General features: G+C 41.5%; 13 protein-coding genes. All 13 read right to left on the bottom strand.

Annotation, left to right across the window (positions count from 1 at the left end):
- Positions 1-199: 199 nt before the first annotated feature.
- On the bottom strand, positions 200-1,462 hold the full coding sequence (locus ACHFIZ_RS07605) for a sensor histidine kinase (RefSeq protein WP_410884463.1): 1,263 nt from the start codon (positions 1,460-1,462) through the stop codon (positions 200-202).
- A complete protein-coding gene (locus ACHFIZ_RS07610) occupies positions 1,446-2,819 on the bottom strand; it encodes a sigma-54-dependent transcriptional regulator (protein WP_410884465.1) in 1,374 nt (457 codons plus the stop codon). Before ACHFIZ_RS07610 ends, ACHFIZ_RS07605 begins: the two co-directional genes overlap by 17 nt.
- A 20-nt stretch (positions 2,820-2,839) precedes the next feature.
- On the bottom strand, positions 2,840-4,021 hold the full coding sequence (locus tag ACHFIZ_RS07615; protein WP_410884467.1) for an ABC transporter permease: 1,182 nt from the start codon (positions 4,019-4,021) through the stop codon (positions 2,840-2,842).
- Between the two features lie 26 nt (positions 4,022-4,047).
- On the bottom strand, positions 4,048-5,280 hold the full coding sequence (locus ACHFIZ_RS07620) for an ABC transporter permease (protein WP_410884469.1): 1,233 nt from the start codon (positions 5,278-5,280) through the stop codon (positions 4,048-4,050).
- A gap of 2 nt (positions 5,281-5,282) precedes the next feature.
- The gene (locus ACHFIZ_RS07625) at positions 5,283-5,948 is read right to left on the bottom strand and encodes an ABC transporter ATP-binding protein (protein ID WP_410884471.1); all 666 of its coding nucleotides are present in this window, start codon (positions 5,946-5,948) and stop codon (positions 5,283-5,285) included.
- A 12-nt stretch (positions 5,949-5,960) separates the two neighbouring features.
- Positions 5,961-7,436, bottom strand: coding sequence for a TolC family protein (locus ACHFIZ_RS07630; RefSeq protein ID WP_410884473.1), 1,476 nt, complete (start codon positions 7,434-7,436; stop codon positions 5,961-5,963).
- A gap of 7 nt (positions 7,437-7,443) precedes the next feature.
- Positions 7,444-8,688 carry an efflux RND transporter periplasmic adaptor subunit gene (locus ACHFIZ_RS07635; RefSeq protein WP_410884475.1) on the bottom strand — a complete coding sequence of 415 codons (1,245 nt, stop codon included), beginning with the start codon at positions 8,686-8,688 and terminating at the stop codon, positions 7,444-7,446.
- A 329-nt stretch (positions 8,689-9,017) separates the two neighbouring features.
- Positions 9,018-10,214: an acetate/propionate family kinase gene (locus ACHFIZ_RS07640; RefSeq protein WP_410884477.1), complete on the bottom strand. Its 1,197-nt coding sequence runs from the start codon at positions 10,212-10,214 to the stop codon at positions 9,018-9,020.
- Between the two features lie 7 nt (positions 10,215-10,221).
- Positions 10,222-12,309 carry a phosphate acetyltransferase gene (pta, locus tag ACHFIZ_RS07645; protein ID WP_410884479.1) on the bottom strand — a complete coding sequence of 696 codons (2,088 nt, stop codon included), beginning with the start codon at positions 12,307-12,309 and terminating at the stop codon, positions 10,222-10,224.
- Positions 12,310-12,379: 70 nt separating this feature from the next.
- Complete coding sequence (locus tag ACHFIZ_RS07650; RefSeq protein ID WP_410884481.1) at positions 12,380-12,550, bottom strand: hypothetical protein; 171 nt, start codon at positions 12,548-12,550, stop codon at positions 12,380-12,382.
- Between the two features lie 91 nt (positions 12,551-12,641).
- The gene (locus ACHFIZ_RS07655; RefSeq protein ID WP_410884483.1) at positions 12,642-14,762 is read right to left on the bottom strand and encodes a xanthine dehydrogenase family protein molybdopterin-binding subunit; all 2,121 of its coding nucleotides are present in this window, start codon (positions 14,760-14,762) and stop codon (positions 12,642-12,644) included.
- Between the two features lie 8 nt (positions 14,763-14,770).
- Positions 14,771-15,745: an FAD binding domain-containing protein gene (locus tag ACHFIZ_RS07660; protein ID WP_410884485.1), complete on the bottom strand. Its 975-nt coding sequence runs from the start codon at positions 15,743-15,745 to the stop codon at positions 14,771-14,773.
- Positions 15,742-16,368 carry a (2Fe-2S)-binding protein gene (locus tag ACHFIZ_RS07665; RefSeq protein ID WP_410884487.1) on the bottom strand — a complete coding sequence of 209 codons (627 nt, stop codon included), beginning with the start codon at positions 16,366-16,368 and terminating at the stop codon, positions 15,742-15,744. Before ACHFIZ_RS07665 ends, ACHFIZ_RS07660 begins: the two co-directional genes overlap by 4 nt.
- Positions 16,369-16,398: the final 30 nt, after the last annotated feature.

The raw sequence follows: 16,398 nt of genomic DNA on the forward strand, positions 1-16,398 counted from the left end.
CATAACCAAATTTATTGCTGGTGGCCAAAGCAGCAGTGCCGCCATGATTTTAGAAGATATTTACTCCTTGGTAGATACTGTAAATCAATTAGAACTGGCCTAGCTACCGAAGATATCAATGGGGCGATAATAAGAATTAGAAGAACTATAAAAAATGCCTATCCATTTGCAAGGTACATAGCCATCCAGCTGGAAGCGGTCAGAGATTAATTGTAAACCTTGTGATACCCGGCGAAGGTGTTTTCAAAGAGAAGGAATACCCGTGATTTAGAAGAATTTCTCTTACCAAGGTCAACCCTATCCCCTGTCCGTCTTTCTTGGTACTAAAGAAAGGACTGAAAAGTTTTTCTACATGTTCAGGCGCAATTCCTATTCCATTATCTTGCAGTACCAACTGGCGTTTTTGAGCATCTAAGCTAATTTGCACCGATCCATTATCCTCAATTGATTCCATGGCATTCTTGACAATGTTGATCAGTACCTGTTCCAGTTGTAGGGCATCTGCATTTATAAAAAAAGGATCCATGGGGAGATTCAAATCAATAGATACATTCTGCTCCTCGGCTTTTATCTTAATCAAATCAACAGTCGATAAAACGAGAAAGCTTAAATTCACGGGGCCTCTATTTACAGGAGAAAGTTTGACCAGATCGGCGAAATTTCGCATGAAGAGATTCAGATTCTGGTTGCGTTCTACGGCAACATTTATAGCATTCTTTAATGCTGCCCTACGCTCGTCCTGCCATATATCCTGTGTTCCGAGGGCAACGCTTAATATGGAGTTAACTGGCCCCACTGTGTTGTTCACTTCATGGGCCATCATTCTAATCACTTTTCCATATGCATTTTTCTCCGCTTTAAAGATCTCTACAGTCAGTTCTTCTATCATGATAAATACCCTGGCAAATCCACGATCAATGAAGTTGGATTTCTGAACCTTATACGTATTCATACTCCCTATTTTCATAGTCTTTGACTCACCAGGTTTCAATGATTCCATTTCCTTTAAAAACAAAGTATCCCCTTCTTCTAAGATTTCTCTTGCTTTAGGATTGATTTGCCTGATCTGATGGTCATAATTCAAAACAATGATCCCCGTAGGCGACGTATGGATAAGCTTTTCGAGAAAAAAGTGCTGCTCCTCTTGCCGAGTCCGCTCCTCTCGTAGCGCATCCATCATCTCATTATAAACCTCAATCAGTTCATCCATCTCCTTCTTCCCGGTAAGTAAAAACTTTACACTGAAATCCCTGTCCTTTATGGCGTTGATGCCCTCTTTAAGATAAGACAGCGGCTGAATAAGCTGACGGTAAAGCCCTATAGAAATGACCACGGATATAATTATCACAACTTCTGAAATAATAAAAACTATCTTATCTTGTTTTAAGATCAGATAACTCAGTCCGAGAAAACCCAGATGAAGTAAAGAAATAAACAAAATATACTTAGTCTTCAGTCTCATTGAAAGGTATCTGGTATTTTTCTAGCCTACGATAGAGGGAGTTTCTAGTAATTCCTAATGAAGCTGCTGCCTTTGAGATCCTGTTTTGGTGAAAGTTCATTGCCTTCTTGACCATCTCAATTTCCATCTGCTCAAGAGTCAAAGTCCCAACCTCAGGAAACTCAGTCTTTCTCTTTTTGGAAGTCGAAACCTCCAAGTGAATTTTAAAATCCTCCACACCCAACTCGTCAGTTTTACTTACTAATATGGAACGCTCTACCAGATTTTTTAACTGCCGTATATTTCCTGGGAGGTCTAATTGCTGTAGCCATTTAATCGCGACAGGACTAACTGATAGGCCTGGTCGGTTGTAAATCTCTTTGAGGTTGGTCATAAAAAAGTTAACCAGTAATGGGATATCTCCTTTTCTTTCTCGTAATGATGGGAGCCTAATGGTAATCAAGTTGATTCTATAGAGGAGGTCTTCCCTAAAAGTATCCATAGCTACCATTTCAAAAAGATCTTTATTAGTTGCGCAAACCACGCGGATATCTACATTTTTACCACTGCTACTGCCAAGGGCTTCGTAAGTCCTATCTTGCAGCACCCGTAATAATTTCACCTGACTACCCCTTTCCAACTCACCGATCTCATCTAGAAAAATGGTACCTTTATCTGCCATCTCGAACCGACCGATACGGTCAAAGCGTGCATCAGTAAATGCCCCACGTACATGTCCAAACATCTCACTTTCGAATAGTGAGGAGGATACTCCACCGAGATTTACTTTAACGAATGGTTTGTTTCTTCGCAAACTATTCTCGTGAATAGCTTCAGCGATGAGTTCCTTTCCTGTTCCACTCTCGCCAAGTATCAATACTGATGCATCCGTTGCCGCAACCTGAGCAATTGTTTCCAAGATCCTGAGCATTTCAGAATCAACTCCGATTATCTGATGAAATGCAAATTCATCATCCAGCTGACTGCGCGAAGTATGCTTTACTTTGGTTGATTGCAGGTCAAGAAGTGTGCTTATAGATTGTATTAGGTATTCATTGTTCCAGGGCTTATTGATGAAGTCGTTTGCACCCAGCTTAATCCCTTTTACAGCAAGCTCGATGCTTGCCCAACCAGTGATCAATATTACGGGAACCTTCTCATCAATTTTTTTAATGTCCTTAAGCAATTCCATCCCCTCATTCCCCGAAGTATCTATGGAGAAGTTTAGATCTAGGAGAATGAGTTGCGGAACGCGCTGGTTGATAATGGATATAGCATCCGTCGGACTATCGGCGGTTAATACGCTAAAACCTGCGCCGGTTAACAAGAGCTCCAGAGATGTTCTTACTGCGACATCATCATCAACGATCAAAATCATATTCAAAGTTAATATAGTTATTATTCTTCGTGCAATGCAATTGCCGGATGGATTGCTGCGGCCTGTTTTCCAGGAAACAAAGAGCAGGCAAGAACCAGCACGTAAATGAACAAGATGGACATCAAGATCGAAATGATATAAACACCAGAAGGGATGTTATAGACATTCAGCAGCGGAAACTGAATTGCGAAAAAGCAGCCTATCACCAAAGACATTGTCGCTAAGATCATCGCTTCAGCAACAAGTTGGCAAGAAACGGACCCCCCACTTGCTCCAATTGCCCGCCGAAGGCCAATCTCAGACTTACGCCTACTGATATTGTACCACATCACACCAAACAGCCCTAAACCAACATTAATGATCAGGAAGCTCGCGATGATGATAAAGATAATCATCGGAATATAAGTGGCTTCGTTTTTTGCGTCACGCATTTCGTCTACATGCCTAATTTCGACGGCACTCCTCATCGAGTTTGCCATGAATTTATATAACTCACCTTCAAAGGTTGCATCTGCATTTTCCCTTACCTTTAACAAAATAGTGTGCATATAACTTAAACCACTGGTATCAAGTCGCGTAAACATGGCGCTTCCAATAACTGAAAAATCACCATCGGCCTTAACATCTTGCATAACACCGATAACTTTCAACTTGTTGGTATCATCAAAGTCACCAATAAGCTTACCAGTTGCTGGAGCCTTACCAAACATTAGCTTCTTCAGCGTTTCATTGATAATGACAGTTCTATTTTTACTGATTGCATCTTCGGGAAGAAACCATCTTCCTTCAGTCATAGCAACATTCCATAACTTATTGTAGTCAGCACCCACATTGTAGTTGCTTACGTTGTTGAACTTTTGGCCATTCTGACTCAACCCTGTACTCATATAGCTATCCCCGTAGGGGAAATTAGCACTTGAAAAAGACACCTCTGCTATTTCTGGCATCGACTTCAAAGTTTTTTCGAGGCGTTCGTAAAACATTGATAAAGAATCACTATTCTTCGTAAGTTTATCATTATCGTATTCTATCGTCCAAACCCGTTGATAATCAAACCCTAAAGGTTGTCGGTAATTTTGGTAGTAATAGGTGAGGTAAGAAAACACAGCGAATATCACCAGGAAAGAGATCAGGATCTCAGATAGAAAAAGAAAATTATGCTTTCTCTTATTCCATATTAATTTAAATAAATGTCTAAACATGTCTGATGTTTTTTAATTGAGAATTATTAACCTTTAAGTGCTTTCACTACGTTAAGCCTGGACATGATCCATGCAGGATAAACGCCTGAAATAAAACCAAAAAACAGGCAGACAATCAGGCTGTAAAACAATACTGTAAAGTTTATACTGAGTTTCATATTTGAAATTACATTGGCATTGTTAGTAAAGCTGATAGCCAACACGGAGAAGACCAGTCCCATTAAGGCCCCCATAAAAGTGAGGATCATATTCTCAACCAAGAACTGAAATACCAAGGTTCTTGATGATGCTCCAAATGCCTTTCTTACACCTATTTCAGAGGAACGCTCCATAATTCTCGTAATATTAATGTTTACCAGATTGATTGTCGGCAGCAGTAAGAAGAGCAACAGTAAAACCGCACTGACAGCAACCACTCTGGTGGTTGCTGTATTTGTCGTATCACCTCCGAGTCTTCTGGTCATACTGTCAAAGAATGAATCAGCGTTACAATACAATTTATCAAATTCAGTGCTTGGCAAAGGAAGCTTGCTCACCATTTGGTTAAACTCATTCTTCATGGCAGGTACATCAGCCTTATATTTCGCTAGTAAGATACCATTAAAAGAACCCATCAGACTGTTACTAGAAACTTCCCTGGACAGCGTGTAGGGCAGATACATGTCGCCAGCCAGGTTTCTAAGAGTTTTTGAAACATTGTCAACTACTCCAATCACACGATAATTAATGTTATCAGCAGAAATGTATTTTCCTACAACTGACTTCTCATTGCCAAAATAAGCTTCCTTCGTTTCTTTTGAAATTACCGCTATAAGTTCTGCATTGTCAATCTGTTTCTTTGAGAAGGGTTTGCCCTCCAAAAACTTATATTCCAGCACATCCCAATAGGCCGCATTGGTGTATTTATATCCTAAAACTATCTTTTTGTTATTGATATAGGCATTTGAGGATTTAGGACTAGAAGAAATAGCAACTTTATCAACGCTTTTTAATCTGGAAACGTAATGATCTAAAAAGTAGTAAGAGACATCATTTCTATTCATCCAACCTTCCTTTGTATTTTTAAATTCCATATTTGAAACATACAAGGAGCGATCTCTTTTATAATCCGGATATTCAGGACTTAACACTTTGTCCACGAACGCAGTGGCAACCGTTAGAATGGTAAGAGTCAGGCTGATCCCAAATAAGCTGATGAAAGTGAAGAACTTTCTTCTTTTCAATACAGCTATAGCTATTTTAAAGTAATTCTTCAGCATAATTATTGTACTTGAGATCCATCAAACAACCTAACCAAACGATCCGTTTTATGCGCCATCTGCTCATCATGTGTTACCATAACTATTGTGGTTCCCTCCTTCTTATTTAAGTTGATCAGTATGTCCATGATCTCATTCCCCATAACACTATCTAGGTTTCCTGTAGGCTCATCAGCAAGAATAATTTGCGGTTTACCAACTATCGCCCTGGCAATAGCAACCCGTTGACGCTGACCTCCGCTCAACTGGTTAGGAAAATGCTTAAGACGGTTACTCAGACCAACCTTTTCCAGTGCGTCCGTAGCCAACTCCCTTCTTTCCTTTGCGGAAGAGTTGCGATACAACAACGGCAGTTCCACATTATCCAGCACCTGCAAATCGTTGATCAAATGATAGCTTTGGAAAATAAAACCAAGCTTCTGGTTGCGAAATGCAGCCATTTGCAGGTCCCGAAAATGGCTCGTATCCTGTCCGTCGATTTTGATAAGGCCTCTCGATGGTTCGTCTAACAGGCCAATAATATTCAGTAACGTACTTTTCCCGCAGCCCGAAGGGCCCATGATGGAGAGAAACTCCCCTCTTGCGATATCCAGACTAATCCCATTGATAGCGAGCGTCTCAACGGTGGCGGTTCTGTAAACCTTTTCAATGTTTTGTAAACGTATCATATCCTGTTCTTTTTAGTATTTTATTTTTTGGTTGGTTTCAAAATCATATAATGACAAAAACCTTAATTGATAGTAAGCTCCCCAAAAGTCTCGTAACGCCGCTACAAAATCGCGTTTTGCGCGGTCATTCTCCTGAAAAGCTATACTTAATTCAGTAATGCTTAAGCTTCCTAAAACATACCGCTCGCTGGCAATCTGGCACTTTTCGGAAGCAATTTTGTCGGCACGAATCGTAAGTTCCATTTGCTCCTGCATCATATCGAACAACGTGACTTGTGTAATAATCTCTTGCTTAAACGTTTGCTTGTCCTGCTCCACCTCATACCTAGCCAGTTGCTCATTGGCCTGCGCAGTTTTGGTTCTCGATTTAGACCTTCCCCAATCTAAAACCGGTATGGATAGCTGAAGTTCTATGGATTGCTGACTTTTAGGTGAGCGGTACACGTCGAATACCCTGGTTGCCGAATTAGAGAATCCAACATTGGCACGCAGTGTGGCCACCAATCCGTTTTCCCCTTTTGCTTTTGCCACTTCCCGTTTGGCCTCTGCCAATCGGCGAGCAAATGCTATGGCGTCAGACCTGTTTTCAAATGCTTCTGCAATTACCTTGTCGGACGACACACTAAACTGAGCTACCGGATCAGGCACTGTAAGTTTCAGACGCTCCTCTCCTTCAATTCCGCTATAGCTTTTTAAGTTCAATGCGGCAATCTCAAAGTCTCTTTTGGCTGTACCGACCGATTTTTGCGCATTCAATACCTCAAGCTGCAATTGTAAGATCTCATTTTTGGCAATCTTACCCAATTCAAATTTCGCGTTCGCGATATTGAAGATTTTACCGGTGTTGGCAAAGTTTGCTTCTGCAAGACGAAGGTTTACCTGAGCTAGCAAAAGGTCAAAAAAGTATTGCGTAACCTTGATGGAAATCTGTTCCTGCGATTCAATGTAGGCCTGTTTGCTTTCATTAAACTTTAGCGGCTGAATCTTTTTATCCCATTTCAGACTATTGTATTGAAGTAAAGGTTGTGTATATCCGAGCCCGTACGGCGTGCCGTTATACAAAACCGTATTCCTATCAAAATCACTGAAGCGCTGCAGTTCTGTAGTCCCGTAAATTGTTCCACCTGTAGCTGCAATACTTTGTTTAAAATCTAAGGTTAACGAAGAATTATCGTTACGTATAGGCTGGAAGAGGATAGTGCCATTCGGCTGCAATACTTGGGCATAAGCTTTATTGTAGCCGGGCAGAATTCCACTTAGTGCCAGCTGTGGCTGATAGTTTGATCTGAAAGTGCGCCACTCCCAATATTTTGTTTCCTTAATGGTGACGGCTTGTTTTGCTGCTATGGAATTCGTCTTTGCCCACCCTACTGCTTCCTTTAATGTCAATTTTAGCGTATCACATTTTACCAGATTAACGGCTTTAACGAAAAGAGAACCTCCTATTAGCATAATAAAGAAAACCGTAAAGATTAATATTCTGCTCATCCTCCCGCTATTTAATTATGATTTGTTTAGCGTTTTCGTATTCTTTCATATCGGATGTGATCACCTCATCTCTCTGCCTCAAGCCATTCAGGATTTCCACAAAATCGAAGTTGCTTAAACCCAACTTAACTAAACGTTGTTCTGCTTTTCCATTCTTCAAAACAAAAACTACCTGTTCATTAGAACCTTTGAAGGCCGGGCCATTTGGCACCCTCAGCACTTTGTTTCTAGTTGCCGTAACTAAAAACACATCCACTTTCATATTCGGTCTCAGCAACTTGCTATCTTTTTCATTCAGTCGTACCTCGAAAGAAACAATTGAATTGTTTACGGCCGGAAAAATCTTGTTAATACTACCCCTAAGCTGCGTGTCGTTTATTCTGATGATCGCTGGCATGCCGTTTCGTAAATCTTCCAGCTGCATATCTGAAATACTGCCTGCTACTTTATAATCGGTTAAGTTGGCGATTCTAGCGAGCGACTCCCCTTCTTTAACACTAGCACCAATATTCTTATTAACCCAGGTAATGACACCATCTCTGGTGGCAATGATGTCTGCCAACTTCAGTTTTCTAGTTAACGCTGATTGGTCGTTTCGTTGAATGGCCAAAGAGATCTCTGCCTCTCTGATCTCGATTTTCATGGTTTGCTGCTTGCTTCTAATCTCATTCTCTATTTGCTGCTTTTCAAGCTCTGCAACTTTTAAGTCTAACTCTGACTGATCAATATCTTCCTTGGTACCCCCACCGACATTAAACAGGCGCTTGGCACTAGAAACTGCATCCTTAAAATTGCTGATGCGAAGCTGTTTGATGCTGTTGTTGGACTTGATGTCATAGAATGTCTTTGTAAGATCCAGCTTGAGCTTACGGATCTCATTTTCCTTTGATTCAATAAGAAAACCGAGCTTATCATATTCGGTTTGTGCAGCTGATTTATCCAAAGTCAGGATAGATTGTCCTGCATTAATTTTCATGCCTACGTCCATCAGTACGTCACGTAGTGCTGCGTTTATCGGACTGGTAAGCACTTCTTCGAATTCTGGTAACACTTCTCCAGATGCATTTATGGTATTTTCGATGTCACCGACTCCAACAACTGCCGAGGTAAACTCTGCTCGTGTTATGCTCGGTTGAATGAAGGCACGAACACCAAATACTCCAAGAACAATCAACACCACCACTATGGTGATGACTAGAGTTCTTTTCTTATTCCGCTGCTTTGTTACCTCTACCTCTATTGATTTATCCATTACCCATGATTTCACATGGTGAATACAACAGTGATACCAAAATTAATCAACTTATTATCAGTATTTTATGAAAAATAAAAAAAATAAAAGGTGCCCAATATCGAACAAAGCGTTTATTATCGAACAAAATGGGTAGTTAATCCAACAATAAGTTCCATACAGTCAAAGTCACTTTGAAAACTCCGCGTTAAATTTCAAATGATACCAGTTCTAGGACTGATTGGGGACTAACATAGGTCTAGAGGGAGATTCGTTGGGCAAAAGGGTGCTTTTGCCCAACCAGTTGCCTCAGAGCCCCCTACTTGTTACCTTTGAGTTGTGTACTAGCTCTATTCAATCAGGCTATAACACTGACTTGCGATCTCGAACTCTTCGTTAGTTGGAATAACAAGAATCCTAACCTTGCCGTCTGAATTACTAATATCACTTATCACCCCACTATAGCTTGCATTCTGCTCTTCGTTCAATAATATACCCAGAAAGTCCAATTCTTTGCAAATTGCCTTTCGTAGATCTACATCATTCTCTCCTACACCTGCGGTAAAAATAATCGCGTCAATTCCGTTCAATACAGCAGCATAGCAACCTATAAATTTCTTTATTCTATATGCGTATAGTTTGATAGCCAAAATAGCCTTTTCATCTCCTTGAGCTACCAATTTCCGGATGTCCCTCATATCACTTGAGCCGCCAACACCAAGGAGTCCAGATTGTTTATTCAATAGCTTACTGAGTTGCTCCAACGTGTAGCCTTCATGTTCCATTAGGTGAAAGATCACTGAAGGATCAATATCGCCTGAGCGAGTTCCCATCATTAAACCACTAAGTGGACCAAATCCCATTGAAGTATCGATGGACTTACCATCTTTAATTGCTGTTATGCTGCAACCGTTACCCAAATGGATACTGATTAATTTAGTGTCTATTCGTTTAAGCCAATGATTGGCTTGTTCGCTAACATATTTATGGCTGGTACCATGGAAGCCATAAACCCGGATTCCCTGCTCTTTATAATAAGATTCCGGAATGGCATATCTGTAGGCCTGTTCGGGTATAGTCTGATGGAAAGCGGTATCAAACACCGCAACTTGAAATGCCTTTTTGAAGGTTTGCTCTGCCACTTCAATACAAGTATAATTGACAGGGTTGTGCAACGGTGCCAGGGAAAATAACTTCTGAATTTTCTGTTTAACTTCCTCGTTGATAACTGTTGCACCACCAAAATGCTCACCACCATGCACTACACGGTGGCCAACCGCAGCTATATCATCCGGACTGTCAATTACCGGATGTTCTCCTTCCTCAAGGAGATGCAACACCTGGTTCAACGCTTCTCCATGGTTCGCGATGAAGCCCTCTTTTGACACAGCATGTTTTTCATTTGCAATAAAGACTGTATGTTTTACAAAAGAGCCTTCAATACCGATGCGCTCTACCAGACCGCTACAAATCGGGTCTTTAACCGGCATTTTGAAGAGTTGATATTTCAAGGAGCTACTCCCTGAATTGATAACTAAAATATTCATAACATAATTAGATTTCCTGTGCCTGGATCGCAGTAATTACTACTGTATTGAAGATATCATCAACAGTACAACCGCGACTCAAATCATTAATTGGTTTATTAAGACCCTGTAACATTGGACCGATTGCTAGTGCACCTGTCTCCCTTTGCACCGCCTTATAAGTATTATTTCCAGTATTTAAATCTGGGAATATCAATACGCTTGCACGACCAGCGACTTCTGATCCTGGTAGTTTCTGCTGGCCTACTAAGGGATCTACCGCTGCGTCGTATTGTATAGGTCCTTCTATCTTAAGTTCTGGATATCTAGCCTTAACAATTGCTGTGGCTTGACGAACACGTTCTACATCTTCACCCTCTCCAGATGTTCCAGAAGAGTATGATAACATCGCAATCCTGGGCTCAATACCGAACTTAGCACTACTTTCTGCCGAAGATATTGCTATTTCAGCCAGCTGCTGCGCAGTGGGATTTGGATTTACTGCACAGTCGCCGAAGATGGCCACCCTTTCCGGTAAACACATAAAGAAGATTGACGATACCACGGATACACCTGGCTTCGTTTTAATAAACTGCAAAGCTGGTCTAATGGTATGCTGAGTGGTATGTACAGCGCCAGATACCATTCCATCCGCGTGGCCTTTGTAAACCATCATCGTACCGAAATAGGAGACATCAGTCATCAAATCTGTAGCCATTTCCATATTTACATTCTTTGTTTTACGCAACTCATAAAGCGTTTCTACATAGTCGTTATAATACTCAGAAACAGCCGGATTATGTATATGGATCGCATTAAGGTCTAATGAGAGTCCTAACCTTTTAATGCTGGAACCGATCTCTACAGGGTCTCCCAAGAGGGTAATATCTACAATATCCTGAGCTATCAACTTTTCTACCGCCTTCAAGATTCTATCGTCATTCCCCTCCGGCAAAACGATATGTTTCTTCTTGCTTTTTGCCCATTTAACCAATTGGTATTGGAACATGTGGGGCGTGATGCCTTTATAACTAAAGGTGATGATTTTATCATCCAGGGATTTAAGATCGACATACCTCTCGAAAACATCTATAGCCAATTCGATCTTCTTTTTATTGTCGATGGTAATCTTGGAGTGTATTGCTCCAATCGCAGTTGTAGTTTCAAAAGTTCCCTTCTGCACTGAAATAATAGGAATTATGGTCTGCAAACCTTCAATCAGTTTGATCACTGGTTCATCTGGTAAGCTACCGGCAGTTAGCACAATGCCTGCAACTTTTGGATAGTTGACAGAAAGGTTAGCTTGCAGGGAACCGATGATGATATCCCCTCGATCTCCAGGGGTTACGATCAATAAATTATCTTTGATGTGCCTTAAAAAATTAGGTAGCATCATTGCCCCGGTAACGAAGTTGTCTACCTGATTATCCATCAGATCTGCTCCAAAGAGCACATTGGCATCAAGGGCTACAGTGATTTCCTTCATGGTTGGGCTCTGCAGGCCACTCTCCATCGGAATAACGGCGATTAATAGCTCCGGTGGCAGTTGATTAGTCAACGCTTGCTTAATCCTATCAGCTTCATCAGGATTGACCATATTTGCGACTACGCCCAAGACCTGCACATCTCGCATCAAAAAATTGCGGTAAATGTTAATAGCAGTTTTGAACAGCTGACTGGCTGTCTTGCCCTTACCGGAAACGACTATTAGCACCGGTGCACCAAGGTTTTTAGCCATTAGGGCATTAGATTCAAACTCGAAGGCTATACCTTCTCCCAGGAAGTCACTCCCTTCAATGACTGTAAAATCGTAGTTATCTTCTAATTTTTTGTATTTACTAATGATGGTATTTATGATCTCCCCAAAATTATCTGATCGATTTAACATCTCTTGACGGGTGAATGCAAATGCGTCTTCATAGTTTATTGGAAGAGAAAAATAGTCGAGCATGGCCTCAACATGCTCATCCTTTTGATTTGGATCTTCCTGGGCAATAATCGGCTTGAAATAACCTACGTTTTGCGTCTTTGCCAAGAGCATATTAATCATACCAAAAGCAATGACTGACTTCCCGGTATAGGGCTCTGCTGAGGCTATAAAGATATTTTTAGTCATAATGGGGACAATAAAGTTATGTTATGAACCAATTGCGCCCAATATAGTTGGAAAAAATTAATTAAACAGATTAGACATTGAATTCAGTCAAAGAATACTTTAGCTCCTGACAAAAGAATCCACGTTGGTTAAAGATTTCTTCAATTACCGGCCCGCATGGAATAGAACTTACTACGCGCAGAATTTTGTCTTCATCATCAAAAGCGAAGGTCCAGTTCCTCTCACCGAATAGAATATTCATCAATGGTCTTACCAACTTTAAATCCTCTTTGTCTTGTACCGAAGTTTTGACGATGAACTGATGGAATCAGGCGGTAAAAATTCTTACTTTTTTAAGCAAGGATTTTATCTGGTGTAATTGGTAGGTTTCTAATTCGTTTTCCAGTAGCATTGAATACTGCATTAGCAACTGCTGCTGAGAAACCTATTAGTGCAATCTCGCCCATGCCTTTAGCACCCATCGGGTTGATATATGGATCTGGCTTATTGATAAAGTGCACTTCTATTTCAGGAACATCTGCATGGACTGGCACATGGTAGTCTGCAAAATTATTGTTGATATACCTTCCGTAGCGGTGGTCAATCACCGCTTCTTCGGTGAGCGCCATTCCGATGCCTCCAACTGCTCCTCCAACCATTTGACTTCTTGCAGTTTTAGGACTCACGATTGTACCTGAATCTCCAACCGAGACGATTTTATGGACTCTAACCTCCCCTGTGGAGCTGTGTACCCTGACAGAGACAAAGTGGATCGAGAAAGAATACATCGAATATTTCTCTCGCTCTGAACCTGCCTGACTTTGCTTGGTAACTTCAACCATGGGCAGGTTATTCTTTTTTAGCACGTCGATGAACTTTGAGGTCGCGTCCATATTTGAATTAGCGGCAAGCTCAGCTATAGTGGATTTAAGGGCAACGCATACATCATTAACCGCCGAGCCAACGGTTGATAAGGTAGCGGAACCACCCTGACTAGGAGCCGGTGGTAAAGAAGAATCACCAAGTTCAAAAGTTATCTTATTAACCGGGATCCCCATCACTTTGCTGGCAATTAAAACCATTCCTGTACCAGTACCAGGGCCGATATCGCTGGCGGCACTTTGTAGTAACAAAGTTCCATCGGCCTTAAGAATGGCTTTCACGCTAGCTTTTCCTCTATTGGCATTAAATACGCCTGTGCTCACACCCCATCCATATAACCATGGACCAACCTGGCGTTTTCCTGGCTGTTGACTTCTTTCCGACCACCCTATCTTTTCAGCTCCCATAAGGTATGCTTCTTTAACATTCTTGCTGGAGAAAGGCAATTTCCTTTGCTGATCAGTTTCCGGATCATTCTTCATTCTAAACTCTAAAGGATCCATATTTAAGGCAAAGGCCATCTCATCAATCGCACTTTCCAGGGCAAAAGCACCGGTTGCCTCTCCGGGTCCGCGCATCCAAATTGGCGTACTCACATCCATAGGAACAACGGTGTAGGCAGTATTCACATTGTCACACTGATACATAAACTTAGCCATATTGACTACCCCTTCAGTAAAGGTTTCATAAGAAGATGTTTCACCAAAAGCACGATGTGTGATGCCCGTGAGTTTACCATCCTTATTCGTTCCCAGGCCTATAGTTTGTACTGCTGCAGGCCTGTTACCCACCATTGTAAACATCTGACTTCTAGTGATCATCAGTTTCACAGGCTTAGCTAAATGCTTGGAAGCCATAACCGCAGCAATCTCTACCGGCCAGGTCTTGAGTGCCATTCCGAAGCCCCCACCAACGAATTTTGAGTTGACCTGAATATTTTCTAATGGTATCTTGAAAACGTTGGCAATCGTTCCTTGTGTAGCTTTTACACCTTGGGTTTTAGCATAGAGCGTCACCATATTGTTTGGTCGCCAATCTGCTAAAATCCCATGAAGTTCCATTGGGTTATGCGTTTCAATAGGAATAGTATAAGTCTCCTCTAGTTTAACTGCTGAATTTTGGTAGGCATTTTCAATTCCACGTTTATAATCGGGTTGTCCGATGGTTTTCTTAGCGCTTTCATCCTTGAGCCGTTGCTCAAAATCTGTATTAAACTCTTCTTTAAGATAGGTGGCCTTCACTAAGGTGGCGGCATAGGTGGCGCGCTCGAAAGTATCAGCCACTACAATTGCTATTGGCTGACCGTTAAAAAAGATCTTATCGGTATAGAAAATCTTCATTAATGGGCCTCCTGCTTGCTCATATCCCGGAACGGATGGTTTATTTAAATGCGAGATGACATCAAGAACGCCCGGCGCTTTCATAGCTTGAGTGGTGTTTAGTGATACCATCTTACCTTTGGTAATAGTGCTTGTGACCAATACACCATAGGTTGTTCCAGGAACCTTATATTCTGCGAAGTATTTTGCCCTTCCAGTTACTTTATCGACTCCGTCAACGCGATCGTCATCGTCCATTTTATACTGATCCATATTATTTTTTAAGAAATGCTTTTTAATGATTCGACGATGGTATTGGTAGCAAGTTTAACCTTGAAACCATTGTCTTTATACGTACGTGCACTTTTGACAGCCAGTGCTGCTGCTTGTTCAAAAACTTCCAGACTTGGTGCCTTGCCGACTAGAAATGCTTCGGCTTCGGTTAACCTCCAGGGTTTGTGGGCCACACCACCCATAGCAATACGGGCTTCGGTAATTTTATCAGCCTTAACCATCAAGGTACTTGCAACGGAAATCAAGGCGAACGCATAAGAAGCCCTGTCTCTGACTTTGATGTACGAAGATCGTTGATTGAGATCATCTACAGGTATCTCAAGTCTTATTATCATTTCATTCGCTAATAAATTGTTGTCCTTTTCTGGGGTGTTTCCGGGAAGTTTGTGGAATTCTGTAAACTTCATTTTTCTTTCTCCTTTTGGTCCGGCTAAAACGATTGTAGTGTCTAAAATGGAAAGCCCAACACACATATCGCTTGGGTGGACTGCAATACAACTCTCCGAAGCGCCAAATATAGCATGCATACGGCTGTAACCTTGAATAGCTCCGCAACCGCTTCCTGGCTGACGCTTATTGCAGGGCATTTCGGTGTCGTAGAAGTAACCACAGCGGGTGCGTTGCATGATGTTACCGCCTACTGTTGCTACATTTCTCAATTGTGGAGAGGCACCAGCATTTAAGGCCATACCCAGTGCCGGAAAGTGACTCTTTATCAGTTGATGATCTGCGACATCAGCGTTAGTGGCCATCGAACCAATGTAGATGACATCCTTAATCATCTCGATTTGTTTTAGCGGTACAAGATTAATGTCGATGAGTTTCTCAGGCGATGACACTCCCCTTTTCATCAAGTCAATCAGGTTGGTTCCACCAGCAATAAACTTTGAATTCTTGTCTTTGGCTGCGGCGGCAATTGCAGACTTGGCGTTGTTTGCCCTTACGTATTGGAAGTTGATCATATTCGAACCCCTCTCTTTTTAACATCTTCAATCGCATCAACAATGTTTGGATAGGCTCCGCAGCGACAAATGTTTCCGCTCATATATTCTCTGATGCTGCTTTTTGTTTCTGCATGTCCCTCTTTGATACAAGCTATGCCTGACATGATTTGCCCAGGTGTACAATAGCCACATTGAAAGCCATCATGCTTGATAAAAGCCGCTTGCAAAGGGTGCAAATCGCCACCAATAGCAAGACCTTCTATGGTTGTTACTTTTTTACCTTCGTTCATGACCGCGAGCGTTAAACAGGAGTTGACCCTGATACCGTCAATATGCACAGTACATGCTCCGCACTGACCATGATCGCAGCCCTTTTTTGTTCCAGTAAGTTCCAGTTGTTCCCGTAGCAGATCCAATAGTGTTACTCTTGGCTCCACTTTGAGCACATGGGCTTTTCCATTGACAGTGATGTTTAGTGGCATTTGCTCTAACATAGCGGCAAATGTTTCATCGGCGTTTTGATCTGCTGCCTTCAGCAACTGCGCAGGAGTTAAAGCTAATGCGGTGTACAATGAACCTTGTTTAAGAAAATCCCTTCTGGAATCACACGTAAGGAATTTTTCTTCTTCTCTTTCAATCATAAAGAATACTATTAGATTTTTTATTGTTGC

Origin of the sequence: Pedobacter sp. JCM 36344 (assembly GCF_046546555.1) — a bacterium.
Classification (GTDB): domain Bacteria; phylum Bacteroidota; class Bacteroidia; order Sphingobacteriales; family Sphingobacteriaceae; genus Pedobacter.